This is a genomic window from Bifidobacterium pseudocatenulatum DSM 20438 = JCM 1200 = LMG 10505 (assembly GCF_001025215.1).
In the GTDB taxonomy this organism is placed as follows: Bacteria; Actinomycetota; Actinomycetes; order Actinomycetales; family Bifidobacteriaceae; genus Bifidobacterium; species Bifidobacterium pseudocatenulatum.
Genome location: NZ_AP012330.1, coordinates 142748 through 168843, shown reverse-complemented (window position 1 = coordinate 168843; position 26096 = coordinate 142748). Strand labels below are relative to the sequence as shown.

At 56.7% G+C, this 26096-nt stretch carries 19 protein-coding genes and 1 tRNA gene; 6 read left to right on the top strand and 14 right to left on the bottom strand.

Going from position 1 to position 26096, the window contains the following annotated elements:
- Window positions 1–76: 76 nt before the first annotated feature.
- The 3 genes from BBPC_RS00640 to BBPC_RS00625 form a co-directional block, all read right to left on the bottom strand.
- Complete coding sequence (locus BBPC_RS00640; RefSeq protein ID WP_003836777.1) at window positions 77–895, bottom strand: carbohydrate ABC transporter permease; 819 nt, start codon at window positions 893–895, stop codon at window positions 77–79.
- A 19-nt stretch (window positions 896–914) separates the two neighbouring features.
- The gene (locus BBPC_RS00635) at window positions 915–1841 is read right to left on the bottom strand and encodes a carbohydrate ABC transporter permease (RefSeq protein WP_021913224.1); all 927 of its coding nucleotides are present in this window, start codon (window positions 1839–1841) and stop codon (window positions 915–917) included.
- A 297-nt stretch (window positions 1842–2138) separates the two neighbouring features.
- Entirely contained in the window at window positions 2139–3464 is a 1326-nt protein-coding gene (locus BBPC_RS00625; RefSeq protein WP_033524183.1) for an ABC transporter substrate-binding protein, read from the bottom strand.
- Between the two features lie 486 nt (window positions 3465–3950).
- Here BBPC_RS00625 and BBPC_RS00620 point away from each other — a divergent pair, with 486 nt between their 5' ends.
- Entirely contained in the window at window positions 3951–4970 is a 1020-nt protein-coding gene (locus BBPC_RS00620; protein ID WP_004220332.1) for a LacI family DNA-binding transcriptional regulator, read from the top strand.
- Window positions 4971–4972: 2 nt separating this feature from the next.
- Here the strand turns inward: BBPC_RS00620 and BBPC_RS00615 are convergent, their stop codons facing one another.
- The 9 genes from BBPC_RS00615 to ftsY all read right to left on the bottom strand — a co-directional run bounded on the left by BBPC_RS00615 (window position 4973) and on the right by ftsY (window position 16982).
- A complete protein-coding gene (locus BBPC_RS00615; RefSeq protein ID WP_004220333.1) occupies window positions 4973–6826 on the bottom strand; it encodes an ABC1 kinase family protein in 1854 nt (617 codons plus the stop codon).
- A gap of 218 nt (window positions 6827–7044) precedes the next feature.
- Complete coding sequence (locus BBPC_RS00610; RefSeq protein ID WP_033512759.1) at window positions 7045–7293, bottom strand: phasin family protein; 249 nt, start codon at window positions 7291–7293, stop codon at window positions 7045–7047.
- Window positions 7294–7491: 198 nt separating this feature from the next.
- Window positions 7492–8250, bottom strand: coding sequence for a type 1 glutamine amidotransferase (locus tag BBPC_RS00605; RefSeq protein ID WP_004220336.1), 759 nt, complete (start codon window positions 8248–8250; stop codon window positions 7492–7494).
- A gap of 105 nt (window positions 8251–8355) precedes the next feature.
- Window positions 8356–9882 carry a Mur ligase family protein gene (locus BBPC_RS00600; RefSeq protein ID WP_004220338.1) on the bottom strand — a complete coding sequence of 509 codons (1527 nt, stop codon included), beginning with the start codon at window positions 9880–9882 and terminating at the stop codon, window positions 8356–8358.
- Window positions 9883–9884: 2 nt separating this feature from the next.
- Window positions 9885–11333, bottom strand: coding sequence for a replicative DNA helicase (gene dnaB, locus BBPC_RS00595; RefSeq protein ID WP_003833756.1), 1449 nt, complete (start codon window positions 11331–11333; stop codon window positions 9885–9887).
- A 418-nt stretch (window positions 11334–11751) separates the two neighbouring features.
- Window positions 11752–13578, bottom strand: coding sequence for a [protein-PII] uridylyltransferase family protein (locus BBPC_RS00590; protein ID WP_004220339.1), 1827 nt, complete (start codon window positions 13576–13578; stop codon window positions 11752–11754).
- Between the two features lie 183 nt (window positions 13579–13761).
- Window positions 13762–14100: a P-II family nitrogen regulator gene (locus BBPC_RS00585; protein WP_003807443.1), complete on the bottom strand. Its 339-nt coding sequence runs from the start codon at window positions 14098–14100 to the stop codon at window positions 13762–13764.
- A 1-nt stretch (window position 14101) separates the two neighbouring features.
- Entirely contained in the window at window positions 14102–15397 is a 1296-nt protein-coding gene (locus tag BBPC_RS00580; protein WP_033500658.1) for an ammonium transporter, read from the bottom strand.
- A 322-nt stretch (window positions 15398–15719) separates the two neighbouring features.
- Window positions 15720–16982, bottom strand: a complete 1263-nt coding sequence (gene ftsY, locus BBPC_RS00575) for a signal recognition particle-docking protein FtsY (protein WP_004220345.1) — start codon at window positions 16980–16982, stop codon at window positions 15720–15722.
- Between the two features lie 166 nt (window positions 16983–17148).
- On the opposite strand from ftsY, the gene BBPC_RS00570 reads away from it, so the two are divergent.
- A complete protein-coding gene (locus BBPC_RS00570) occupies window positions 17149–17958 on the top strand; it encodes a TetR/AcrR family transcriptional regulator (RefSeq protein ID WP_231857839.1) in 810 nt (269 codons plus the stop codon).
- Between the two features lie 301 nt (window positions 17959–18259).
- Window positions 18260–19291, top strand: coding sequence for a glycosyltransferase family 2 protein (locus BBPC_RS00565; protein WP_004220348.1), 1032 nt, complete (start codon window positions 18260–18262; stop codon window positions 19289–19291).
- A 212-nt stretch (window positions 19292–19503) separates the two neighbouring features.
- On the opposite strand, the gene BBPC_RS00560 is transcribed toward BBPC_RS00565, so the two are convergent.
- Window positions 19504–21159, bottom strand: coding sequence for a C69 family dipeptidase (locus BBPC_RS00560; protein WP_004220350.1), 1656 nt, complete (start codon window positions 21157–21159; stop codon window positions 19504–19506).
- Between the two features lie 158 nt (window positions 21160–21317).
- Between BBPC_RS00560 and BBPC_RS00555 the strand changes: the two genes are divergently transcribed.
- The 3 genes from BBPC_RS00555 to BBPC_RS00545 all read left to right on the top strand — a co-directional run bounded on the left by BBPC_RS00555 (window position 21318) and on the right by BBPC_RS00545 (window position 24785).
- Window positions 21318–21390, top strand: a tRNA-Lys gene (locus BBPC_RS00555).
- A 429-nt stretch (window positions 21391–21819) separates the two neighbouring features.
- Window positions 21820–23637, top strand: coding sequence for an InlB B-repeat-containing protein (locus BBPC_RS00550; RefSeq protein ID WP_047749553.1), 1818 nt, complete (start codon window positions 21820–21822; stop codon window positions 23635–23637).
- Window positions 23638–24548: 911 nt separating this feature from the next.
- Entirely contained in the window at window positions 24549–24785 is a 237-nt protein-coding gene (locus tag BBPC_RS00545; protein ID WP_003833732.1) for a glutaredoxin family protein, read from the top strand.
- Between the two features lie 18 nt (window positions 24786–24803).
- Here the strand turns inward: BBPC_RS00545 and BBPC_RS00540 are convergent, their stop codons facing one another.
- On the bottom strand, window positions 24804–26075 hold the full coding sequence (locus BBPC_RS00540; protein ID WP_004223068.1) for a putative ABC transporter permease: 1272 nt from the start codon (window positions 26073–26075) through the stop codon (window positions 24804–24806).
- Window positions 26076–26096: the final 21 nt, after the last annotated feature.

Genomic DNA, 26096 nt, shown 5'->3' with positions numbered 1-26096 from the left:
CGCCTTCGGTTCTGCTCAGGCCGGAGCCTGGAAACAGTCCACTGGGCTGTCTCCCAAGGGCTGACATCGCCAGGTGTCAGCCCTTGACGGCTCCAGCCATAAACCCTTTGACGTAGTACTTCTGGAGGGCTAGGAAGAGGATGGCTGCGGGGATCATCAGAATTACGACGCCAGCTTCGGTGGCACCGTAATCAATGACGCCCATAGTCTGCTGACGCATGTTCACCAAAGCGAGCGGCAGCGTGGCGTTCGACGAACTCGACAGGTACAGCGGAATCATGAAATTGTTCCAAGCCTCAAGGAAAGCAAGCAGACCGACAGTGACCATCGACGGCTTGACGACCGGCACCAGAATCTTAATCAACGACTGCAGGGAGTTGCAGCCATCGACCATGGCGGCCTCTTCCATATCCTTCGGAATCGCATCGAAAGCATTACGCATGATGAACGTGCTCATCGGCAGCTGGAACAAGGTAATAACCAAACCGACACCCAGCAAGGAATCGTTCAGACCAATATCCTTGTACCACACCATCAGCGGAATCAGCAGAGACGCATACGGTACCATCAAAATGGACAGCGTCACCATGAATCCGAGATTGCGGCCCGGATAGTCGAAACGGGAGAACGAATAGCCTGCGAGCGTGCACACCACCACGGAGAACACCACGGCGACCAACGTCACCACCACCGAGTTGAACAGGTACTTCGGCAGGCCTTCCTGGTAGCCGAACAACGTCAGATAGTTGTTCACACCCCAGCCCTTGGATTGTGCGGAACCAGGCTGCGGACTGAACGAGCAGACCACCACCCAGATCAGCGGCGAAATGAAGACCAGAGCCAGCAGACCTTCGAGAATATAGACGATTACGCGCTTCCACAATGGAGTAGTCATGTGAGTTCCCTCCCCTTGCTCACTTGGTGTTGTCGCGCATACCGCGCATCTGGATGGAATTGATCACCACGAGGGCCGCAAGCACGATCAGCGACAGTGCGGCCGCCATGCCCAGATCCTTCTTGGAATCGAATGCGAAGTTGTAGATAAGCTGCACCACGGTCATGGTGGAATTGTTCGGACCGCCCTTGGTCAGAATGAAGAACTGGTCGAACGCGAGGATGGAACCGGTGACGCAGTAGATCAGGCACATCACGATGGTCGGCTTCATCAGCGGCAGGGTGATGGAACGGAAAATGCGCCACGTGCCAGCACCGTCCATGCGCGCGGCCTCATACAGGTCGCCCGGAATGGCCTGCAGGCCGATCATCATGAGCAGCATGTAGTAGCCGGAGAAACGCCAGACGATCACAATAATGGTGGCCCACAGCGCGCTCTGGCCGGTGGCGAGCACGGAGCCGCCCTCATCCATCAATCCGAAGAAGCTCAGGATCTTGGTGACGGGGCCCACCTGCGGGGAGTACAGCGCGTAGAACAGCAGCGAAGCAGAGGCGAGACCGGTTGCGGACGGCAGCAGGAAGCACGTGCGCAGCATATTGTTCCACTTGGTGCTTTCCTGCACGATCAGCGCCAGGCCAAGGCCGAGCACCAGCAGGAAAATCGTGACGATCACGGTGTATTCAAGTGTGAACAACACCGACTGTCCGAGCAGTTTATTTTCGAAAACCTTGACGAAATTCTCAGGGAAATTCCAACCACGGTTACCGCCCATCAACGACCAGCGGGAACCGGCCATGATGACGAGCAGTACGATTGGCACGAAGAACAGCATGATGATCATCAGCCAATCAGGCAGCGCATACAGCAGGCCACGACGGGTTGCCTCCGCCTTGGCCTTGGAACGATGCGTCTTCACTGGCGCAGCGTTCTTGGAAACAGTAGTCATATTCCCTCCTTGGAACACTTTTGGCGACTCTCTCTTGAATCGTTCGGGGTTTTCGACATAAATGGCCAAGCGATTGGATATGCGTTTGGAAGTGCGATTCCGTCTCGTGCGGCCGTTGAAATCCGCCATGAAGACCGACATTGTTTTTGAAGTATTGTCGATCTTCATGGCAGACCACAACTGTGGTCTGTCGATTTTTGTTTTCGATATTCAGTTATTCGATATTCAGTTGTTCTTAAGTTATGTAAATCGGGGAAAGGAGAAAAAGGAGGAGAAGTTCGTTTTCAGTGGCTCACCTCACTGACCCAGCACGTCGGTGATGGCCTGGTTGTCGGCCTTGAGATCGCCATCGCCCCAGACTGCGTTCTGGATGAGCAGCTGCCACGGGGAACCGGCTGCGTTGAAGGCCTCATTGAAAGCTGCGGACTTCGGGGTCTGGCCATTGCCGTCGATGATTACGGAGTTGATGGTCTGGACGCGAGGATCGGCATCGTCGTAGGAGGTCTTCAGGGTCTGGATGTTGGATGCGGTGTCGCCGTTGGCTGCGAAGACTTCCTTCTGGGCGTCATCGCTCATGAGCCATGCGAGGAAGTTCCAAGCCTGAGCGACGTGCTTGCAGTCCTTGGAGATGCCCATGGCATCGCCGCCGAGGAACGTGGAGGTCTTGCCTTCCTTGGTGCCCGGGATCGGGGTGACACCCACTTCGAAGCCGCCGTCCTTCTCAGCTTCGAACAGTGCGGTGGAAGAGGTGTTCGGATACGGCATCACACCGATGTTGCCGTTGGCGAACGGAGCGGTCCAGGTGGCACCGGTTTCTTCCTTGGAGCCTGCGCCCAAGCCGTTGGTGGTGTTGGCGAGTTCCTTGTAGGCGTCGAGCACGGCCTTCATGGAATCGTTGTCGAGGGTGGCTTCGGTGCCATCTGCGTTCATCACGGATTCGCCGTCAGCCCACACGGACGGGAACAGGTCGAACACGAGAGCGCCACCGGACTGGCCGGCCAAGTAGGAGCCTGCCACGCCGTCCTTGTTGAGGGCCGCGACCGCCTTGGCCTGCTCAACGAACTCGTCGATGCTGCTCGGGCCCTTCTCCGGGTCAAGGCCTGCTTCCTTGTACAGATTCTTGTTCCATACCATCACGGAAACGTCGGTGATGAACGGCAGCGTGTATTCCTTGCCATCCACGGTACCGGCTTCAATGTGGCCCTGCTGCAGGTCGGACTTGTTGTCGAGTCCGTCGATCTGCTTGGTGATGTCGGTGAAGATGCCTTCAGAAGCCCAGTACGGAATACGCACCACGTCACCGGCGAGAATGTCCGGAAGGGAATCGGTCTGGGAGGCACCACCAACCTTGCCTTCCATATCGTCGTTCGGAATGATTTCCAGCTTGACCTGGTTCTTGTGGGAGGCGTTGTAGGCCTTCACCGCGTTCTTGGCCTGACGCTCCAGCGGAGAACGGGTCCACAGAGTGATCTCAGTGCCGTCATCAGTGCCGGCTGCCGGAATATCGGCCGGAGCCGCGGATCCACCACTGCTGGAACCACCGCCGCATGCAGCCATCGGAATAAGCAACGCGGTTGCCGCGATGCCGGCAATAACGCGAGTGACCTTGTTGAAAGACACCATGTCTACTTCTTTCTCTATGTATCGCTCAGCTTTGAGCCATCCGGCGGGCCTTCCGCCGTCTGCCTTCACGATTTCCGGTTGTTCTCCTTCGATTGAACCGTAGTGCGAAAGCCTTTTCTCAGTATATGGTTTTCTCCAGATTTTGCAAAATCGCTTTCGCACATCAGAATGCAAAGGTATTCATGTCGATAAAACCGTTATAAATAAACGATTCTTAGCATTTTAAGAATCGTTTATGACAGCAAAAAATGACGTGAGATGCAGAAAATGCGAAAGAAAAATGTGTTCATTTTCGCAAATGCGAAAGTTTCGCAATTTGCAAGTGAAAATGTCAGCAATCGGCTATATAAAGCCGTTTTGTCCACTTTTTGACACGATGCGAAAACTTTCGCAGTTTTGTCGTATAATATTACGCAATACAAGGGCGGCGAAGCGCATCGACGCGCAGCCAACGTTTTCGTCACACCGTAAAAAAAGGGGAACATCATGGCAACTGCAGATACTCACTCAACAGCAAGGCTTGAAGATGTAGCAGCGCTGGCCAACGTGTCTTTGGCAACGGCTTCAAAGGCGCTGCATGGCAAACCGCGCGTCAGTGAAGACACCCGCGAGCGCGTGATGGAGGCAGCGCGGCAACTCAACTATTCCCCGAACAAGCTGGCGCAATCGTTGGCAAGCGGCAGAAGCGGAACCATCGGTTTGGTCACTTCCGATCTGCAAGGCCGTTTCTCCACGCCTATTCTTATTGGCGCCGAAAACGAGCTGCGCGCACAATCGACATCGGTACTACTCGCCAATGCTCGCGGTGACGATGCGCTGGAACGCAGCCATGTAGAGAAACTGCTGTCGCTGAAAGTGGACGGCCTGCTGATTGTGCAGTGCGAGACGAATCCGCGCCCGTCGCTGGGGCGTGATTGGGGCGTGCCGCTGGTGTATGTGTATGGTCCTTCCACCGACACCAACGATTGTTCGGTGACGTGTGACAATGTGGACGCCGGGCGCATGGCCGTAAATCATTTGATTTCGTGCGGACGCAACCGTATCGCCATTATTGGCGGCGATGAAACGTATACGGCCTCCACCGACCGCACCAAGGGCGCGTTGGAAGCGTTGGCCGAGGTTGGTTTGGAACCGGCTGGCCCGATTCGCTATGGCCGTTGGGACGAGAATTGGGGGCGTGCCGCCACCAGACTGCTGCTCGACCAAGGCGTGAAGTTCGACGCCGTGGTATGCCAGAGCGATCAGCTGGCACGAGGATGCATTGACGCGTTGAAGTCGCAGCATCTACGCATTCCTGAGGATGTGGCGGTGATCGGCCACGATAATTGGGACGTGCTCACCAAGAGCTCCCGCCCGCCGCTGACCAGCATCGACAATGAAACGGAACTCATCGGCCGCAAAGCCGCCCGCTACCTGATGGACGCCATCAACGGCCAGCCCCACCACGGCACGGAATACCTTCCCTGCCGCCTCATCCAACGCGAATCCACTCTCCCCCTAGACTAGCGTCATCGCTTTTTGTTGGAACGTCCCTTGAAGTAAATGTCGAACACGATCCAGACGGACAAAACGAACGCGATCACATAGCCGAGGAAACCAACGATCGGAATACCGAAAATCACCGGTTTGATGCCCGCATAGTACACAATCGACGAGCCGATGAACAATCCGACGACGATCAGCGCCATCGTAAGCCTGTTCACCATGTTGGCAAGCAGATGGATCGGTTCCTGCGAACCGACCATCTCCATATTCACGCGCAACTGGCCGCGCGTAAGCATACGGGAGGCCACTTTCAGCTCATTGGCGGCAGCGAGCAGGCTGTGCAGCGCCTGATGACCTTCGATAACCAGCGATTTCGCCTCATCCTTGGCGAAATCCTTCTTCGACGTGCTTGCGGCGATATGGTCGGAGATGATCTGAATCATATTCACGTCTGGAATGAACTCGTCGAGCAGGCCTTCCAAAGTGACCAGCGCACGCCCGACCGTGGTGACGGTGCTCGGCACTTCAATGCCGTGGCGTTGCGCCATTTGCGTCAATGCGGTGAGCATGGCGGCGATGTCGAGTTCGGCAAGGTCGACGGTGCCGAATTCCTTAACGATCACATCCAGGTCGGCCAGCAAGGCCGGGTAGTCTTCGGAATCGGCTTCAGCTCCGGCAAACCGCAGCAATCCGTCGGCGAGCGCGGGCGAATCCTGTTCGGCGACCGCGAAAATCATGTCTTTCAACACGGAACGGGTTTTCGCATTGAGCCGACCCGTCATGCCTAGGTCGAGTAGCACGATCTGCCCGCCGCGCACCATAATGTTGCCCGGGTGCGGATCCGCGTGGAAGAAACCTTCGTCAAGCACTTGCGTGGCGTAATTGTCGACCAGTTTGGTGCCGATTTCCTTCAGATCGTAGCCCGCTTCGATAAGTTCGTTGGGATGCGAGACGGAAATGCCCTCGACGTAATCCATGACCACCACATGTTCGGTGCACAGTTCCGGGTAGGGCTTCGGACAGTCCATATATTTGTAGCGTTCGCAGAATCGTTTGAATTCCGCCAGATTCCGCGCTTCGATCAGGAAGTCCGTTTCCGATTCGAAGGTGTCCCACAATTCCTCGACCACGCCGGAGAGATCGACCACTTGCGCGCTGCGCATGGTTTTGGCGGCGATTCGTGCAATGGTGCGCATGATGGACACATCCTGCGCCATGGTTTCGCGCACACCCGGACGTTGCACTTTGACGGCCACGTCCTCGCCGGTGGTAAGTTTCGCACGATGCACTTGCGCGAGACTTGCCGATCCGAGCGGTGTGGCGTCGATATGGTCAAAGATTTCGCTTGCTGGGCGCCCGTATTCGTCCTCAAGCACCTGCAATACCGTACCGTACGGCATAGGATCGGCGTCGGCGCGTAGTTTGGACAACTCGTCGCAGAACGATTGGGGCAGGATTTCGGAGCGCATGGATAGAATCTGCCCGACTTTCACGAAGGTCGGACCGAGCGCTTCGAACATGAGACGCATTTTGATGGGCGTCAGTCCGTGCACGATGTCGAACTGATTGACGATCTGTGCGATTTGCGCAAGTCGTTTCAGTTTGCCGCGTCGCGTTAGATGGTAACGCTGCGAGAAGGAGTCTTTGCGAGAGCCGAACAGTCCGATGGTTTCGGGTTGCGTAAAGGTTGCGCTGTTCTGTTTGCGCGATTGCGGCATTCCCGTTTTTTCCGCGGATTTGGCTGCCGTTGCCGCCGCCGCGTCGGGCGAGGGGTCCGCCGTCGGATTGATCACCGCGTTGACTCGGTCAGAGAGTGTGACCGGTTCCACGCTTTCGGGGCGGGCCGCGTCCGGCTCGATTGGGGAATTCAAAGACATATCGCTGCTCGCAAACGTTGGTCGGATTACGATGAGTAGGATTCATAGGGGCTTGCGTCCCGCGTATTTCATGCGATTCGCACGTTTCATGCGAATCGCACGCGATTGTTCGCATGTTTCGCATGGCACGCAAGTTTCGCATGACGCGCAAGTTCCGCATAGCAAATCGCCGTCTGAACGTGATGCGACGCGCAGACGGCGATGGGAACGATTGAACGTTACTCGGCTTTGGCTTCAGGCTTCGCTTCCTTGACTTCCTCTGCAGCCTTGGCGTCGGAGGCTTCCTTGACCTCCGCGACCTTGTGCTTGAGTTCGGCGTTGAGGGCCTTGCCCTGTTCGACGGTCAGCTCGCCTTTCTTGACGAGATCGTCGACAATTTCCTGACTCTTCTCAACCGTGGTCGCCAAAGCGCCAACGCCGGCGAGGAAGACCTTACGCAGGCCGTCACCAAAATCAAAATCAGCCATGATTACCTCCTTAGGTGATGGTAGTACCCACTCTATCGCATTATCTTCACAAATAAAGTCAACGAAACTGATCAATTGTCGCAATTCTGCGGAAGGCTCGCTGCCGTATGCTCACAGCGTACGGAAAACGAAAACGAAGCCGCAAAAACACAGGACAGCGTGATCGTGCGAAACTCGCGCAAAAAAATGAACGGCCGATCAGCGCGGGCGTGACATGGCCACGCGACGCGCGTTGCCTGCAATCGTATTGATGCTGTCAAGTTCCGCACGCTGCGCTTGCGTTTGCCCTGCAGCAACCGGATCGAACGAACCGTATCGGCGTTCCACGGCGGTGCGGATCAGAAAATCGGCGAGCGCAGGATTCTTCGGCAGCAGCGAACCGTGCATGTATGTGCCAATCACATTGTTGACGCGCGCGCCTTCCGTATGATCCTCGCCATTGTTGCCGGTGCCGTCCGCGTCGACAGTACCGAGCGGCTGCACGCCTTCGCGCAGGAAGGTCTGACCGGAATGGTTTTCGTAGCCGATGATATCGCCAAAATCGGCGGAATGCTCGGTCAGATTGCCGATCATGCGCACTTCCTGACCAACCGTGTACGCGCCGATCACGCCGATGCCGTCGAGTCGGGAACCATCCACCGTTTCGAAATATTCGCCGAACAGCTGGTACAGGCCGCAAATCATGAGCATGGGGGTGCCGTCGGCAGCCAGCGAGCGCAACAGGTCGGCGCGTTTGAAGAAGTCGTCGATGATTTTCTTCTGGCCGGTGTCTTGGCCGCCGCCGCCCAGAATCATATCGACATGTTCGGGCCACGCGTCGCTCTGATTGTAGGCGTGCACGTGCGGTTCGTAGCCGTACAGCGCGAGTCGGCGCTGGATGGTGAGTACGTTGCCGGAGTCGCCGTAGATGTTCATGTCTTTCGGATATAGCGACACGATGTCGATTGTCTGGCTCATATCGTCTCCCTCATGCGTTTCATACGTTCTTCATGCGTTTTCATGCGTTGCGCCGATTTTCATGCGTTTTTCGCACGTTTTGCCGGATTGTGCGGATGTGCGCCGTCACTTGCCCACGCCAGCGTCGGCGACTTCGGCGATTCTGCCGAGCGCGGCTCGCGTTTTGAGCATTGCCGTGTATGTGCAGTAGATATGCTTGGGGGTACCCGGATTCGCGTTCACGAACGTTGAGACGGCCTCTTCAAGTTCCGTGTTGACGCTATTCACCGGCACCTGATCATATTCGAGACGCAACGCCATATCCCATGCGCGCACGCCTGAAACCATAGATACACCGGTGCCTCGCAGCGAGGAGAAGTCCACGTCCCACAGCCAGCTCATGTCACGCCCGTCGGCGTATTCGTCGTTGATGGCGATCATGGTGTCGCAGCCTTCGGGGGCGAAGGATGCGAGCGACAGACGGAATCCCATGGGATTTTTGACGAGCAGCAGCTCCACCGGTGAACCGTTCACGTCGATGACTTCGCCGCGTCCAAATGCCGGAGTGACTTCGGATGCCGCGTCGATCATGGATTGCGTGGTGGAGTGCGCGAAATCGATCATGCGCTGTGAGATTCCCACTTGGCGCAGCAGTTCGTCGGTTACGTTCTCTTCGAACGGCAGGAACATTGCCTGCGCGTCGGCCACGACCGCTCGCACGGCAGCCAGCGCGGCCGCCGCGTTGTACAGGTTGTACACACCTTCCAGTTTCACGCCGGTTTCGTACGTTTCGCCATCGATGCCGAAGCTGGCACGATGGTCGCCTACGGCAAGCAGGGTCACGTCAGCCGGTAGCTGTTCCGCAGATTCTGCATTTTCCGATTTTTCTGCATGTTCCCCAGTTTTCGCAATTGCGGAAGCATCGCCAATCTCAATATTTTCGTCCGATTCTGCAGATTCGGACAAGTCAATACCAACTGACGCTTCAGTATCAGCTGCCGATTCCGTATCAACCGTCGTGCACATGTCATCGTCGGAAGGGAAGAAGCTGCGCAGCGACTTGTCAAGTCCGAAATAGCGCACTTCCACACCATCTTCAGTATGCGTGACGTCTGCAAGCCGTGCGATGCGCGGATCCTCACGATTGAGCACCACGGTTCCGGTGGTCGCTTCGGCAGCTTTGCTCAGCAGGCGGGCGGTATTGTCGATTTCGCCGAAACGGTCGAGCTGGTCACGCATCACGTTGAGCAGCAGGCAGTAGTCAGGTTGCACTTGTTTGACGAAATGCACCGCATACGCTTCGTCGAGTTCCAACACGGCGATATCGGCGTCCAGTTTGCCGCCAAGCGAGACTTCGGCCAGCAGCGACGAAACCACGCCACGGGTGAAGTTCGATCCGGTCGGGTTGGTGAACACTTTTAATCCCAACGATTCCAGCATGCTTGCCACCATGCGAGTGGTGGTGGTTTTGCCGTTCGTGCCGGATACGAGCACCACGCCGAGCGGCAGCTGCTGTAGCGTGCGTGCGAGGAATTGTGGGTCGATCTGTTCCACGATTTTGCCGGGGAACGCGCTGCCGCCACCATGTGCCAAGCGGGAGGCCGCTCGCACGGCTTTGCCGATCAACGGCGTTGCGAATGAGTTCCACGCCATGCTTATACCTCCTGCTGGCTCTGATAGTCCTGCGGCATATCTTTGAACTTGGAGTACGCGCCAAGGAACGCGAGGTTGAAGGTATCGGTCGGACCGTTACGATGCTTCGCCATGATGATGTCGGCCTCGCCCGGGCGGTCCTCCTTGTCGTAGGCGTCCGGTCTGTGCACGAGGAACACCACGTCGGCGTCCTGTTCGATAGAACCAGATTCACGCAGGTCGGAAAGCTGCGGCTTCTTGTCCTGACGCATTTCGGGGCCACGGTTCAGCTGGCTCAGCGCCACCACCGGCACTTCCAATTCCTTGGCAAGCAGCTTCAATGCACGCGAGAAGTCAGACACTTCCTGCTGGCGGCTTTCCACGGCCTTGCCGGAAGTCATGAGCTGCAGGTAGTCGATCACCACCAATTTCAGGTCATTCGTCTGCTTCAATCGACGGCATTTCGCACGGATCTCCATCAAACTCATGTTCGGACTATCGTCGATGAATAATGGTGCGTTCTGCAGTTTATCTTGCAGATTATTAAGGATATTCCAACGTTCCTGCGTGATATCTTCCGCTCGGCGCATGGCTGCCAACGGAATATTCGTTTCCGCGGAGATAATTCGTTGCGCAAGTTCGTTTTTGCTCATTTCCAAGCTGAAGATCACGGATGTCATATTGTGGTGCAACGCGGCGGATCGTGCGAAATCGACGCCGAGCGTGGACTTGCCCATGGCGGGGCGTCCTGCCACAACGATCATCTGGCCCGGCTGCAGGCCTTGCGTCACTTCGTCGATGTCGCGGAATCCGGTTGGTACGCCCTTGGAGACTTCGCCGTTCTGCAGTCGGTCGATTTGGTCAAGGGTGTCGGTGATGACGGTGCCGATCGGCGCGTAATCCTGCCTCACTTTGCCGGTCGACATTTCGTAGACTTCGGCCTGCGCCAGGTTGACGACGTCTTCGGCTTGGGATCCTTCGGCCGTGTAGCCGAGCTGCGCTATTTTGGTGCCGGCTGCGATCACATTGCGCAAGATGGCGCGCTGATGGATGATGTCGGCATAGAAGGTTGCGTTGGCTGCGGTCGGCACGGATGCGACGAGGCTGTGCAGATAGTCGGATCCCCCCACTTTTTCGAGGTCGCCGTCTTTGAGCAGTTGATTGGCTACCAGCACCGCGTCGACGGGTTGCGATGCGGAGAACAGGTTGATGATGGCTTCGTACACGGTTTGGTTACGCGGCTGGTAGAAATCGGTGATGTCGATCATCTGTGAGACTTCGCCGATGGCGTCTTTGCTCATGAGCATGCCGCCGAGCACCGCCATTTCGGCGGCGTCGTCATGTGGCGGCACACGGTCAAAGATGGCGTCGCGAATGGCTGCTCCGGATGTTCCGGAAGTGCTGCCATTGCCTGAAAAACCGCGGTTTTGCCCTTGATTCAGGCCGTTGTTCCAAGAATTGCTCTCCGCCATGCTTCTCCAGCTCTTCGATGTGTGGTGTACCGGGAAAAACCATAATACCTGTGCCACTTCACGAACAGTATTGTGCTGAGATTATCGAGGATTCTCCGCATTGCTGGAGTTGATGATACACGACACGCGCGAATCGGTTCGCTGTGGATAAGAAAGTCGAAAAAAGCCAAGTTATCCACATATTGGGGATAACTATGTGGAAAACATATCGAGTTATCCACCAAATGGGGATAACCAAGTGGACAACTTGGGGACATCTTTCGTACAGGCGTCTATTCCCCTGGTTTTGACTTGCTTAAGTGAACTGAAGGTGATATGTTCCCCACTTTTTCTTAAATAGCGCATATACGACAGCGCGGCGGGCGCCATATTGGTAACCAGTCGCTTTGCCGGACACTCGCCCACGGCCTACACGGACTCACATGTGATAGCGGGTGGCGTTGTACATGGTTCGGACGAGGGTTTCGCGCCATTTGCTCCAGCCGTACTGTTTGGAAATGGTCTCGCCGGACGTGGCACCCAATGACGAACCGTCAGCGCGAGTCAGGTCAAAGAGCATGTCAAGCAGCAGCGGATCATGATCAAGACGGGAGGCCAATTCGTCACCAACATTCGGATCATTAGGATTCTGGCCAGTCGCAAATTCCGACAACGTAAGATGCTCGCGCACCAGCAACGTGACCCACCAAATAATGTCACGGTCAAAACCCATACGTTTCAAAACCGTGGACGCATGACGGGCACCCTCCGCAGCATGATCGGCAACCCACGGACGCTTGCCGATATCATGCAAAATACCAGCCAACAGCAACGCCTGATAATGCCGATCATCATAACGGTTTCCACGAGGTGTTTCACGACCAAGCCGTGTGACCACCTCAACCGAATGACGGTCAATCGTGTAACGATGAGCAGCCGAAGCGCTCGGACGATTACGAATCGCCAACCATTCCGGAATCAAACGACCCGGAATATCAACAAAATCAATCTCCTCCCATACCTGCAACAACGCGGGACCGCTCGCAAGCAAACGCAAGAACAGACTGCGCGACTCATCATTCCAAGTGCGATCATCAATCGGACATGACTTCAGATTCTGCAACGTGCCGGGCGCAATCGGCAGACCAAACTCAGCCGCAGCAACAGCCGCACGCAATGCAAGGCACGGGTCAGACTTCGGATCGGCACCCGGCGCAAGCACAATCTCCTCCTCATGCTTGGCAATACCGGGCGCGACCACATCAAACGTAGGCGCCTGACGCTTGCCACCGCCACGAGGCTGGAACACCTGAAAAAACGCAAAACGAGGCTTCTCATGAGTCAACGAATGCTCGGCGCGGGAAGCCGTAGAATCAAGCGAAAACGCGATTTGACGGCCAACACGAGCGAGCAACGTCTGCAAATCATCAATCGACTTCGCCTCACGCTCGCCGCTCGGCAACGTCGGATCAGCCAAACCCAACATCGCCGAAACCCTCGCCTGATAGGGAGCAAGCAGCATATTCGTGTCTTTGGCGGCAACCAAATGAATGCAGTCACGCACATCCAACAACCGTTCGACAGCATCGTCATACTGGCCGTGCGGGCGGTCGGCAAGCCAAGAAGCGGCAAGCGCGGATACCAGCACGGAATCGCGCAAACCGCCGCGAGACTCCTTAATATCAGGCTGATTGCCGTACGCCATACGGCCGAACTCGTCCAAACGAGACTTGGCGGAACCCAACAATTCAGGCAAGCGCTTACGGGCGGCCCTACGCCAACGCTCTAAAATGGAGACGGCCGTGGATTCGATCAGCTGCGTGTCGCCCGCTATCGGCACCACATCCAGCCAACCCATCGCGGCGGGCAGATCATGGTCTGTGACCGCCTCGCACTGCGCGCGGGTGCGCACCGACTGGTCAAGATCAAGGCCAGAATCCCAAATCGGATACCACAATTTGTTGGCAAGCTCATTGAGCTGCTGGTCAGTAAGCGCGTGAAGCTCATAAATGACCACCAAGTCAAGATCGGAACTCGGTCCAACTTGGCCGCGAGCCAACGAACCGACCGCACCAAGACCAATACCAACTTGCGGAACGTCAAAAGAAACCGTCTGGCAGGCCTCCTGCCACAACTTCGTCAGGCAATCCATGGCCAGATCCGTACGAGCCTTGCGCTTCGCCGCACCATTGCGGTACACGCCGTCGGCATCCGGCTGACTTATATTCATGAAACGTTGTTTAAGACCATCAACCGCTGAAGTCATAGCAAATCCTTATGAATCTTCGCAAAAACAAGCAAATCTGAGCAGATAAGGGAAATCCGAAGCAGACAATCTGACGCGAAAATCGTATGAAAATCCCCGCACGGCGCGAAGCACGTACGGGGATCTGTCTATTGATAACCCGAACCTAAGCCCGGAGTCCTTAATATCTATCCGAATGAATTATCAGATAGCGGCAGAGCCGGTCTCGCCGGTGCGCACGCGGGTCACCGAGTCAAGCGGGGCAACCCAGACCTTGCCGTCGCCGATGGTGCCGGAGCCGGCGGACTTGACGATCACACCGACCAGAGTCTCGGCATCGGCGTCGTCGGACAGCACCTCGATGCGAATCTTCGGAATGAGGTCCACGGTGTATTCCGCACCACGGTAAACCTCGGTGTGGCCACGCTGGCGGCCGTAACCGTTAGCCTCAGACACGGTCAGACCGTGAACACCTGCGGCAGCGAGGGCTTCCTTGACATCGTCAAGCTTATGCGGCTGAATGATAGCGGTAATGAGCTTCATCTCACTTCACCTCCTTGAGAACAGAGCTGGCGGTACCAGCAAAATCGTAAGCACGTTCACCCTGATCGGCAAGATCAATACCGCCGACTTCCTGAGCTTCGGTGACACGCCAGCCAATCGTCTTCTCCAGAGCGAAGGCGATGATGCCGGTGACAACAGCGGACCAGATGATGGCAACGAGGGCAACGAGGAGCTGCACAACCAGCTGCTTCCAGTCGCCGCCTGCGAACAGGCCGGTACCTTCGCCGAAGAAGCCGATGAGCACAGTGCCGGTGAAGCCGCCGACGCCGTGGACGCCGACAACGTCGAGAGAATCATCGTAGCCGAGCTTGAACTTCAGGCCGCAAGCGAGGCAGGTAAGCACGCCAGCGATGGCGCCGAGCACGATGGCCCACAGCGGGGAAACCACATCGGCGGCCGGGGTGATAGCGACCAGACCTGCGACGATACCGGAAGCGGCACCCATGGCGGTGTAGTGGCCGGTACGGATCTTCTCAGTGAAGCCCCAAGAGAGCATTGCGGCGGCGGTTGCAGCGGAAGTAGAAACCCAAGCGTAGCCTGCGGTGCCGTTGGCTGCGAACGCGGAACCAGCGTTGAAGCCGAACCATCCGAACCACAGCAGGAAAGCGCCAAGCATCACGAACGGAACATTGTGCGGACGGAACGGCTGGGTGCCGAAGCCCTTGCGCTTGCCGATGATCAGCACGATCACCAGAGCGGCGACTGCAGCATTGATGTGCACGACCGTACCACCTGCGAAATCGTGGGCGGCAGCGCCGATGGCCTGGGAGATCGCGCCGTCAGCGCTCAGCAGACCGCCATTCCACACCATGTGGGCGAGCGGAGCGTAATCGAAGGTAATCCACAGCGCGACGAAAATCATCCAAGTGGAGTACTTGACACGTTCAGCGATAGCGCCGCAAATCAGAGCGACGGTAATCATGGCGAATGCGGACTGGAACGCCACATCGACGCTGACCGGGTAATTGTTGGAGTTCAGTGAAGCCGACGTGAAGACGCCACCGTCGGAAACCATGGAATCCTTCAACAGGAAGCCCGTGGCCGGATCACCGAAGACACCGCCGACCGAAGTTCCTGCGTAGGCGATGGACCAGCCCCACAGCACCCAGATCACCATTGTGACGGACAGAGCGGCCGCCTCCATGATCATCATGTTCAGCACGGCCTTTGCGCGGACCATGCCACCGTAGAAGAACGCCACACCCGGCGTCATGAGGAACACAAGGGACGCGGAAGTCAAAATCCACGCGGCATTTCCAGAATCAAGCTGACCCATGTCACCCTCCTCTTTCTTTCTTTTTGAGTTCACATTTCCGGCCCCATCGTATGGGGCTGACAAAACGGTATGGAACGCCGCCCGCGTTTTGAAAACGTTACGACGTGTTACAGCAAGGTAACGCCATCTCGCCATTACGCCAACCGAAAATGGCGGAATAAAGCGGCTGGCATGTTTTGTTTCAGATTGCGCACCACTCCCAGGACAAAACCAATATCAGCCCATTTTTCAGCGTATCTGCCTTATATAGGCGAGATAGGACTGGTCGGGGGTAAAAAGAAAGCCTCCCACGCGGGGAGGCTTTCTCGAGAGCGTAATCATCTCAGGCGAGGATGCCGTCGACGAAGCCTTCCGGATCGAACGGGGCGAGATCGTCCGGGCCTTCGCCGAGGCCGACGAGCTTGACGGGCACGCCAAGCTCCTTCTGCACGGAAATCACGATGCCGCCCTTTGCGGAACCGTCAAGCTTGGAGAGCACCACACCGGTAATGCCGATGGCTTCGGCGAACACCTTGGCCTGCGTCATGCCATTCTGGCCGGTGGTGGCGTCGAGCACGAGCAGCACCTCGTCGACCGGAAGATTCTTTTCGGTAACGCGGCGGATCTTGCCGAGCTCGTCCATGAGGTTCGCCTTGTTCTGCAAGCGGCCGGCGGTGTCGATGATGAGCACGTCGACGTTCTCTTCCTTGGCCTTGGCGCTGGCCTCGAATGCGACGGACGCCGGATCGGCGCCGTCCTTGTCGGAACGCACGACCGGAACGCCCACCTTCGCACCCCAAGTTTCCAACTGGTCGGCGGCCGCCGCGCGGAAGGTATCGGCAGCGCCCAGCATGACCTGCTTGCCTTCGGAAACGAGCAGGCGGGAAAGCTTGCCCGCAGTGGTGGTTTTGCCCGTGCCGTTCACGCCGACCATGATGATGACGTTCGGTTTGTTCGCGCCTTCCTTATCGGCATTGAGGCGGCGATCCGTGTCAGTGCCTACGAGCTTCAGCAGCTTGTCTTTCAGCGCGGCACGCACTTCGGCCGGATCGGACTGGCCTGAGATTCGGGCGTCGTTGCGTAGTTCCTCGACAAGCTGTTCGCTGGCTTCCGCGCCAACATCGGCAAGCAGAAGGGTGTCTTCGACGTCCTCCCAGTCAGCTTCGGAGAGCTGATCCTTGGCGAGGATGTTGAACAGGGCCTTGCCGAACGGATTGCCGGATTTCGACAGGCGCGCCTTAAGACGCTGCATGCGTGTGCCGGCGGCTTCGGGGGTTTCATGAACCGGTTCGGGCTTGGCTTCGGTGGCTGGTGCAGGAGCCGCCGTTTCGGAAGAGGAAGCTTGAGCTGAGGACTTCTGCTGGCTTTCAGCCGGAGCTTTTTCAGCTGCATCAACATTGGAATCAACGGACGGCTTCACCGTGGAAGAATCAGCCGCAGCCGACTTTGCTTCCGCAGCAAGACGGGCATCAGCAGCCGCTTTCGCATCCTCAGTGGACTTGTTGACGGCGTTCTTGCGGGTCTTACCGAGCCACCAACCACCAATCACTAGAATTGCCGCAATAACGACAACAGCGACAATCGCAATAATCACATTCGTATCCATGGCTCCAGCCTAAAAAGCGCAACGGACACTCCGGCCCCGCCCCGCGGACGCACCACGAATGTCCGATTCGGGAGAAACGGACAAGTAAGCACCGTCAAACGCACCACAATTGTCCGATTCTGCAGAATCGGACAGACTATCCACGGGACGTGAAAAACTGGACAGCATGGCTAACACATCCAGAATGACGTCGTATCAGCGGCGCGAGCAGCTCATCGAAATCGGTCGTTCGCTGTTCGCGTCGAAGGGTTTCGAAGCAGTGAGCGTGGAGGAGATCGCCGCCACCGCAAAAGTGTCAAAACCCATTGTGTACGAGCATTTCGGAGGTAAAGAGGGCCTGTACGCCGTGGTGGTGGACCGCGAAATGCGCGCGCTCACCGACACCCTCATCAACGCGCTATCCGATCCGCAGGCGCATCCGCGGCAGATCGTCGAACGCACCGCCCTCGCACTGCTCACCTATGTCGAGGAGAACGCCGAGGGATTCCGCGTGCTCACCCGCGATTCGCCGAAAACCGATCCCGCGGGATCATTCAACTCGCTGCTCGGCGACATCTCCATCCGCGTCGAAGACATACTCACCGAGGCGTTCAAGCGGCAGCATCTGCCCGCCAAGGGCGTGCCGTACTACGCGCAGATGCTCATCGGCATGACCGTCTACACCTGCCAATATTGGGCCGACCAGCGCAAGCTCAGCAAGGAGCAGCTCGCCGCGCACATCGTGAATCTGGCCTGGCATGGCTTGAGCCGCATGGAAGCCAAGCCGGAACTGCGTTTCGAAAGCGACAAAGCCGCAAAAGAGGCGGAGAAGCAGGAAAGGCGCGAAATCAAGGAAATCGCGAAACGTGAGCGCAAGGCCGCAAAAGAGGCACAATCACAAAACAATACGGAAAGCCCAGCCGGGCAGAACGCTGAACAGAACACCGAACAAGGCGCAGCCGGAAGCCAAGACACACAAGCCGAACAGCAGTCGTAAGACCCAGCCGCACCCTGTCACCGCAAGCATCGCAGCCCACTCCAACAGATGCCAAGCGCAGGAATTAAACAGTGCCCGCAACAGAGGAATCGTAAGCAGCACAACAGCCAATAAACATCGACGAAAACCGACGAATCGTCAACAACGATACCCTTAAGGGAAATTTCAGGTGCAGATTGAACTATTCAGGGTGCCTATTGCGCACAAACCGTTCCCCTGAAGCGAACAAGGTGCTACGTTAGTTTCGTTACGCAGTGACCACGCGCACGCGGAAGGTCACCTCGGCCGACCAAGGAAGACTATGCAGGAGAAGAAGACGCTCACCTTCGTGGTGCCCGCGTACAATATGACCGAATATTTGGAACGATGCGTCATGTCGTTAATCGCAGCGAAGCGCAACGACGATATCGAAGTGCTGATCGTGGATGACGGATCATCCGACGGCACGCTGGAAATGGCACAGAAATTCGAGGCCCGCTATCCAGGCATCGTGCGCGCCATCCACCAGGAGAACAGGGGGCACGGAGGGGCCGTCAACACCGGCATCGCGGCAGCAAACGGCATGTATGTGAAGGTCGTGGACGCCGACGATTGGGTCGGTCCCGAAGCACTCGAACAAGTCATGGCCGTGCTGCGCGAAGAGGCCGATTCCACCGAGCCGATCGACATGCTCGTCACCAATTATGTGTATGACAAGGTTGGCAAACGCAACAAGCATGTAGTGAACTTCCGCCATGCCATGAAGGCCGGCGAGCGCCTGACTTGGAACGATCTTGGGCATTTCGGCTTGGCTGAATACATTCTCATGCACGCGCTGACGTACCGTACTTCCGTGGTGCGAGAGTCCGGCATGCAACTGCCGGAGCACACGTTCTACGTGGATTTCATTTACGCGTACCAACCATTCCCGTGGGTGAAGACCATGAAGTATTTGGATACGCCGTTCTACCACTATTTCATCGGGCGCGACGGGCAAAGCGTGCAGACCGATGTGATGATCCGCCGTGTCGACCAGCTGCGCCTCGTCAACCAGTGCATGGTGCACGCCACTCCGGAACGCGACACGGTACCGGACGGCCTGTACCGTTATATGATCCACTTCCTGGCGATTGAAAGTTCCGTGGCAAGTGTGTTCATGATTTTGTCTCGCGATCCGGAAAATTATGAGAAGAAAAAGGATATGTGGGACGACATTAAGGCGTACTCCCCCACTATTTACAAGGATGTGCGCAAGAAAGCCATGTCTCGTGCGTTGAATTTGCGCGGGTCAATCGGTCGTTTCGTGATTCGCAAGGGATATTTCGTGGCGGAACACGTCGTCGGGTTCAACTGATTGCGATTTCCGACGATTTGATGGTCAATCGACGGTCTGGATGGCACTATCTGCCTTATATATGGCAGAACTGACGACGGGGCGAGGATGCAGTCGTGAGGCTGTTGGAAGCAGCACTGACGCTTCCAACAGCCTACGTTCATGCGGAACCGCCCCGAGCGCGGAAACCTAGCTCATTGGGACGGGTTTTGCCGGATTTCAAGACTTTATGCTCAGTTCCAGCGGTCGGACATGGCGAAACTGTTGTGCATGAGATTGCTGGACGTGTAGAGCACGTCGTTGAGCAGTTTCGTAACGTGAGTGCGCAAGTATTCCGCCATTTCTTCGTTGGACTGCTGCAGTCTGGCGATGATTGCAATACTTGCGTCTTCCGTAATCTCCGCGGTTTCTGTACTCTTTTGTGATTCGGACGCGCTCGACTGCGCGGTCATCTCACGCAATTCGGCATCAGTACGTTCCACCAGACGATGACCATACGCGCGGGCCGATTCCGCAAATTCTTCGATCGCATTGCTGGTTTCGTAGAAATGCGCGTCGGCGAGCGCGGCGATCAAACGGTTCGCCCAGTACAGATTGTTGGTCGAGACTTCCGGCGTGGTGTCGCGCAGGTAGGCGGGCGTATCGTCGACGTTCGCATAGAACGGCGTGGCCGCGGTGAAGGGGCCGGAACCGTACGAAATCCACATGATCGAGCGGCTGGTTTCCGGCGCGTACGGGCGGATCTGCATGGCCACCATATGCCCGGTGCGGTTGATGCCGATCGGACGGTAGCGATGGCGGCTTTCCGACGTTCCGAGAGTACCGTACGGGTCGTAAGGGGTTCCCTCGAAGTGTGCGCTCATCAGGAAATCGACGTCTTCGAGCGTCACAGCGTTCTCAGGCACGCGACACCACGGAATATCGTCGGACGCGGGCGTATATCGGGCGGCCGGCGAATCCCAATCCTCACTTGGATTGAGGTAGCGCTGCATGTACCAGGCACGCGGAGTGTTGTAGATGCGGTCTTTGGTGGTGGCGGTGCCGAAAGCTGTGCGCGGATTGAAATGGTTGCGTCTCAGCGCCGCGCCGCTACTGCTATTACTGCCACCGTTCATATTGACGTTTCCGAAAGCGCTCGTCGGCTGGAATCCGAAGCCGCTACTTGCAGCCGCGCTCATAGTGCGGTCAAGGTGGTGCGCATCCATGAATTCACGCAAATCGGCACTGCACATGAATTCACGTTGGGTGTTGAAGGCGTCGTCAAAGTCGAAATCGTCGATGCCGAGCTGGTTGGGGATGGTCGCATAGCAGTCGTCAGGCACGCGGCGGGCGATCCAATGATGTCCGCCGATCGTTTCGACATACCAGATTTCGTTTACGTCGGAAATGATGATGCCATTCGATTCGTAGGTGCCGTATGTTTCAAGCAGTTCGGCGAGACGTGCGACGCCTTCGCGTGCCGTGGTTACGTAAGGCAACACAAGGGTGATGATGTCTTCTTCTCCGATTCCGCCCGGAATTTCAGGGGTATTAGCGGCTTTGTTCGCCGGTTGCAACTCAACGAGCGGATCAGCGGCCAGCACGCGCTCGTTGACTGCGATGGTTTCGGTGGCGCTCATCGCCACATTGTGCTCGTTGACGCCCGCTTCCGCGAGAATTCCGCGATTTGGCAGCACGTTCGGCACAATGCTGTATCGGCATGGATTGTCGGGAAGATCGATTTCGACATGACTGAGCACACTGCGATAATGCCGCGGTTGGTCTTGCGGCGCGACCGCAATGAATTTCTTCGGATCGTAACGGCCGGAACCGGAATCATCGTCGCGTGCGATGATAGTGGAGCCGTCGTAGCTGGCTTTCTTTCCTATAAGAATCGTGGTACATGACATGCATTCCACTGTACGAGCAGATATGCAGAAATGATGCTGCGATTCGCGGGAATTCGATGATGATTCGGCGATGACTTGGTGATAATCCACGTTTTTTGTCACTTATAGCTGATTTGTGTGGCGTTTTGCGTAAATATGCTGTATACTAGCTCTTTGTTGCCCCTCTAGCTCAACGGTTAGAGCAGCGTCCTTTTAAGTCGTGGGTTGTGGGTTCGAATCCCACGGGGGGCACATATGAAACCCTTGGAAACATTAGATTCCAAGGGTTTTTCAATTCCCGCGGTTTTGGCTCCAGATGCAATTAGACGAGCTCACATTGTTCGCACCCCAAACACGGATTGTCACATCATCATCCGCACCGGCAAACACCCTGCCATCGCCACCGTCGGATTCCTCCCTTACAGGCAAGACGCCTTGACGGGATGGCACCTTGCCGATTCCAAAAGGCTTCCGCCAATACAACGGCAATAGGAAAGTGTGGGAATCGAGAAAGATTGCAATTCCAACGAACACGCCCTAGCCTCTGGAAAAAGTCGCTAGGGGGCAGCTATCATGGCTTTCTGGAATTCTTATGAGGGGGAACGCCACGCATTCAGGGCGGTATTTCGAAGGCATCGCTTTGGGGCAATTAGTTACGTAACTAAGAAAGGGTTTCCCCAAATGTCTTTTAGCAAAAAGATTATTGCGGGCGTTGCAGCTGTAGCGACTCTGGCTGCCTTGGCACCGGCAGTCGCAATGGCCGAAGGTGACCAGAACCAGAACTCGGCCGTGTCCACTCAGAGCGACTCCACGATTGTCGAAGTCTCGTTCTATGCCGCAGATGGCACTCTTATCCAGAAGACCGGCTACCAAAAGGGCACCGCGTTCTCCATGTTCGCCACAGGCATCACAGCACCGACTGTTGAGGGCAAGACCTTCACCGGCTGGGCTTACTCCGAGGGCCCCATGCTCAAGGACACCGATCCGGTGTGCGGGAATATCGCCGTATACGCGACGTACGCGAATACTCCGGCACAGGACGACAATACCCAGTACACCGTCTCCTTCTACGCCGGCACCGACAAGCTCATCCAGACCGTGAGCTACTACGCCAAGGACAAGGCCAAGTTCTCCACCTACGCCGCAGGCATCCAGGCACCCGCAGTCGAAGGCAAGACCTTCACCGGCTGGGGCTTCGCCTCCAACGACGGCAACGTTCCGGTCGACCCGAACGCAGAAGTGACCGGCAACTGGGCCGTCTACCCGATGTACAAGAACACTCCGGCTTCGGAAGATAAGACTCTGAACACGGTTTCCTTCTACAACACCAAGAACGAGCTGATCCAGACCGTGAGCTACTACGCCAAGGACCACTTCAAGTTCTCCCAGTACGCACTGGGCATCCAGGCACCGGCCGTCGAGGGCAAGATCTTCACCGGCTGGGGCTTCGCCTCCAACGACGGCGACGTTCCGGTCGACCCGAACGCAGAAGTGACCGGCAACTGGGCCGTCTACCCGATGTACAAGAACGCGGAAAAGAAGGATGACACCACCCAGAACGTGGTCTCCTTCTACGCAGGCACCGACAAGCTGATCCAGACCGTCGGCTACTACGCCAAGGACCACGTCAAGTTCTCCACCTACGCCGCAGGCATCCAGGCACCGGCCGTCGAGGGCAAGATCTTCACCGGCTGGGGCTTCGCCTCCAACGACGGCGACGTCGCAGTCGACCCGGACGCAGAAGTGACCGGCAACTGGGCCGTGTACGCCATGTACAAGGACGCTCCGACCGAGGATGACACCACCCAGAACGTGGTCTCCTTCTACGCAGGCACCGACAAGCTCATCCAGACCGTCGGCTACTACGCCAAGGACCACGTCAAGTTCTCCACCTACGCCGCAGGCATCCAGGCACCGGCCGTCGAGGGCAAGATCTTCACCGGCTGGGGCTTCGCCTCCAACGACGGCGACGTTCCGGTCGACCCGGACATGGTCGTGACCGGCAACTGGGCCGTGTACGCCATGTACAAGGACGCTCCGACCGAGGATGACACCACCCAGAACGTGGTCTCCTTCTACGCAGGCACCGACAAGCTCATCCAGACCGTCGGCTACTACGCCAAGGACAAGGTCAAGTTCTCCCAGTACGCGCTCGGCATCCAGGCACCGGCCGTCGAGGGCAAGATCTTCACCGGCTGGGGCTTCGCCTCCAACGACGGCGACGTTCCGGTCGACCCGGACATGGTCGTGACCGGCAACTGGGCCGTGTACGCCATGTACAAGGACGCTCCGACCGACGACTCCAAGAAGGATGACAGCAAGCCGGCCGACACCACCAAGAAGAACGACACCAAGAGCAACACCAAGAAGACCGTTGCCCAGAAGATCAAGAAGGCCGTTCTCGGCAACACCGGTGCCACCGTCGGCGGTGTTGCGGTGTTCGCTGTGCTCGCTCTGCTCGGCTTCGCTGGCATCACCGTGCTGCGCAAGCGCGCCTGAGCCCAGTTGAGCTTAGCTTAGCCGAAGCGTCGTTCACGTAGGAATGATCTGGTTTGGCTTCGTGTGAGATGATTTCCGGGATGATTTTCAAGGAAAGCTTGCACGAAGCCAAATCGTCGTTCTATTGATTACGTGACTTCGCAAACACGCCCTCTCATAATCCGAGTATGCCTATGGGGGGGGGGTAGTATAAAGACTTGGCTGGCTGCCGGCGAGGGCTATACCTCAAACGCAGTTGACAAGTGCGGAAGAGCCTTCGAAAACACTTCCGCACTCTGATGCGCTGCCCTTGCCAGCGACCAACCATCCACGACCCTGGAAGCCATTCGACTTCCAGGGTTTTCCTATTTCCGACGGAAAACCGCCAGACTTCAGCATAGCGTAGATACATTTCCCTAAAGAACGCTCAAAACCCCCTTGAAGTTCCCCACACACACCAAGCGCACTACCACGCCAAAGTAAGTCAGGAAGTCGGATTTTTCGACACGTTCGCACGGGAAAACTCGCGCTACACCCCATCAGACATCCTATGGGGGGGGGTGACATGTACTTCCCTTCCCTCAATCGAGTAGTCACGGCCACATCCGCACGCGAAAGCCGCTTGCATTCGCCCCACACCCATCAACACACATTTTCAATCGATGCGCCCACCATAAATGGCAACTGGATTGCGACATGCGCTCAGACGCGAATTCCGTAGTTTGAGGTACACTGGAGCATATTCGAACAAACGTTCGTATTTTTGGGAATTCTGGGGAATTCCCCACTATATACAGTGAAGGATCTCACGACACACCACTACCGGTAGTGTGTATGCTAGATAGTGGCTTGCGTAAGCGAGCATAACCGAAGAACGTGGCCGACACGGCTTTCACAAACGACGAAAGCCATTTGCATAGGGAGGAAATCGAATGACCGTGACCGTCTTCACCAATCCGAGCAACCCGCAATGCGAAGCCACCGAACAAGAGCTTGCAAAGCTGGGCGTGCGTTACGACACCGTCGATCTGACGAAGAACCCGTCCACCTTCGAACAGATCAAAAACGCTGGTTTCAAACAGATTCCGGTCGTCATCTCACCGAACTCCTCATGGAGCGGACATAGGCCGGATCTGATCCGCCAGCTCGCACAAAGCTTCGCCGCATAGCCCAGCCCAGCCAGCCCGCTACATGCGACCGGCAGTAGACGGGTCGAGCGTCATGGTCTGGAACCGATTGGCCATGAAGTCGTCGTCGAAATACGTGGCGAAGAATTGCGAAACAGGCGAATTCTGCGCAATACCCGCCATACGCGAATACCAGGCATCCAGCGCCATCAACGTCATCACGCCGTCAACGAAAATCAGCGCAAAGCACACCGCCGTCAACGTATAGCGAATCTTCCACGGAATACGCTGAATCATCGCAAGCAAATGCGGCAGAATCAGCTTCACCCACACCAAGCCAAGTATTCCCCAGAAAAACATGTATTTGCCGGATGTGCGCCCATCAATCGACAGCCATTTGCCTGTGTAATCCCACGCGCGAATACCGAACGCAACTTCCATGAACCAGCTGGTGAAATATTCAAACGCGCCGCCAATCACCGCGCTCGCGCAGAAAATCAGCATCCAATTCGACCGCCACAAGTGGTTGAGCAACACCGTCAGAATCACCGCGCCAAAACCGTAGATAGGCGAGAACGGCCCCCACAAAAATCCGGCGCGATCCTGCCATTCGCCGAACAGCACATAGTGGTACAGCGTCTCCACCACCAGACCAAACACGCAACCGACCACAAACAGCCAGAATAAGTTGAAGAAATCCAACGAAATATAGCCTTTGCCAGTCAGATCACGGCCGGCCATGCCCTTCGAAACAGCCGTCTCATACTCGCTGCGCGCATCCAAACGACGAAGCGCGAACTGCAAACGACGCTCCTCGCGCAGCGACGGATCGGCCGTAATATGCAACGCAACCAATACAAGCAGCTGCACGACCGGACTGATCAGATTCACACCCAAACCCTGCAACGACAACGACAATAGGCCTTCCGCAAGCGTGAGCGGAATCATCAAATACGTCCATTGCGCGATGTGCCGACGCTTGTTGAGAATCAGCAGCATGCCGAAAATCGCAAGGCATGCGGTGGAGACCAGCAGCACCGCAGCATGAATAACCGACAGAATAGTGGTGAGGTTCAGCGCGCCAAACGCCAGCCTGCCGGAAAGCGCGGCTTGGACTGCATACAGGCAGGAAATCACGATGATCGGCAACGTCACCACGCCTTCGACCAGCATGACGATGCCGTAAATGCGTGCAATCAGCGGCAGTCTACGGTCGGCCGGATTGTCGTCGGCTTCCGCCGATTTTGATTGCGCAATGATTCCGGCCTCTTCGATCGCTGTGATTTCGGTTTCGTCGGCGATGGCCGCGCTCACTTCTTCGGTTCTGCCCATACTATTCGTCCTTCCTTGTAC

Coding starts and splice junctions, on each gene's coding strand:
- BBPC_RS00640 (WP_003836777.1), bottom strand. CDS start 895: ATGACTACTCCATTGTGGAAGCGCGTAATCGTCTATATTCTCGAAGGT.
- BBPC_RS00635 (WP_021913224.1), bottom strand. CDS start 1,841: ATGACTACTGTTTCCAAGAACGCTGCGCCAGTGAAGACGCATCGTTCC.
- BBPC_RS00625 (WP_033524183.1), bottom strand. CDS start 3,464: ATGGTGTCTTTCAACAAGGTCACTCGCGTTATTGCCGGCATCGCGGCA.
- BBPC_RS00620 (WP_004220332.1), top strand. CDS start 3,951: ATGGCAACTGCAGATACTCACTCAACAGCAAGGCTTGAAGATGTAGCA.
- BBPC_RS00615 (WP_004220333.1), bottom strand. CDS start 6,826: ATGTCTTTGAATTCCCCAATCGAGCCGGACGCGGCCCGCCCCGAAAGC.
- BBPC_RS00610 (WP_033512759.1), bottom strand. CDS start 7,293: ATGGCTGATTTTGATTTTGGTGACGGCCTGCGTAAGGTCTTCCTCGCC.
- BBPC_RS00605 (WP_004220336.1), bottom strand. CDS start 8,250: ATGAGCCAGACAATCGACATCGTGTCGCTATATCCGAAAGACATGAAC.
- BBPC_RS00600 (WP_004220338.1), bottom strand. CDS start 9,882: ATGGCGTGGAACTCATTCGCAACGCCGTTGATCGGCAAAGCCGTGCGA.
- dnaB (WP_003833756.1), bottom strand. CDS start 11,333: ATGGCGGAGAGCAATTCTTGGAACAACGGCCTGAATCAAGGGCAAAAC.
- BBPC_RS00590 (WP_004220339.1), bottom strand. CDS start 13,578: ATGACTTCAGCGGTTGATGGTCTTAAACAACGTTTCATGAATATAAGT.
- BBPC_RS00585 (WP_003807443.1), bottom strand. CDS start 14,100: ATGAAGCTCATTACCGCTATCATTCAGCCGCATAAGCTTGACGATGTC.
- BBPC_RS00580 (WP_033500658.1), bottom strand. CDS start 15,397: ATGGGTCAGCTTGATTCTGGAAATGCCGCGTGGATTTTGACTTCCGCG.
- ftsY (WP_004220345.1), bottom strand. CDS start 16,982: ATGGATACGAATGTGATTATTGCGATTGTCGCTGTTGTCGTTATTGCG.
- BBPC_RS00570 (WP_231857839.1), top strand. CDS start 17,149: ATGGCTAACACATCCAGAATGACGTCGTATCAGCGGCGCGAGCAGCTC.
- BBPC_RS00565 (WP_004220348.1), top strand. CDS start 18,260: ATGCAGGAGAAGAAGACGCTCACCTTCGTGGTGCCCGCGTACAATATG.
- BBPC_RS00560 (WP_004220350.1), bottom strand. CDS start 21,159: ATGTCATGTACCACGATTCTTATAGGAAAGAAAGCCAGCTACGACGGC.
- BBPC_RS00550 (WP_047749553.1), top strand. CDS start 21,820: ATGTCTTTTAGCAAAAAGATTATTGCGGGCGTTGCAGCTGTAGCGACT.
- BBPC_RS00545 (WP_003833732.1), top strand. CDS start 24,549: ATGACCGTGACCGTCTTCACCAATCCGAGCAACCCGCAATGCGAAGCC.
- BBPC_RS00540 (WP_004223068.1), bottom strand. CDS start 26,075: ATGGGCAGAACCGAAGAAGTGAGCGCGGCCATCGCCGACGAAACCGAA.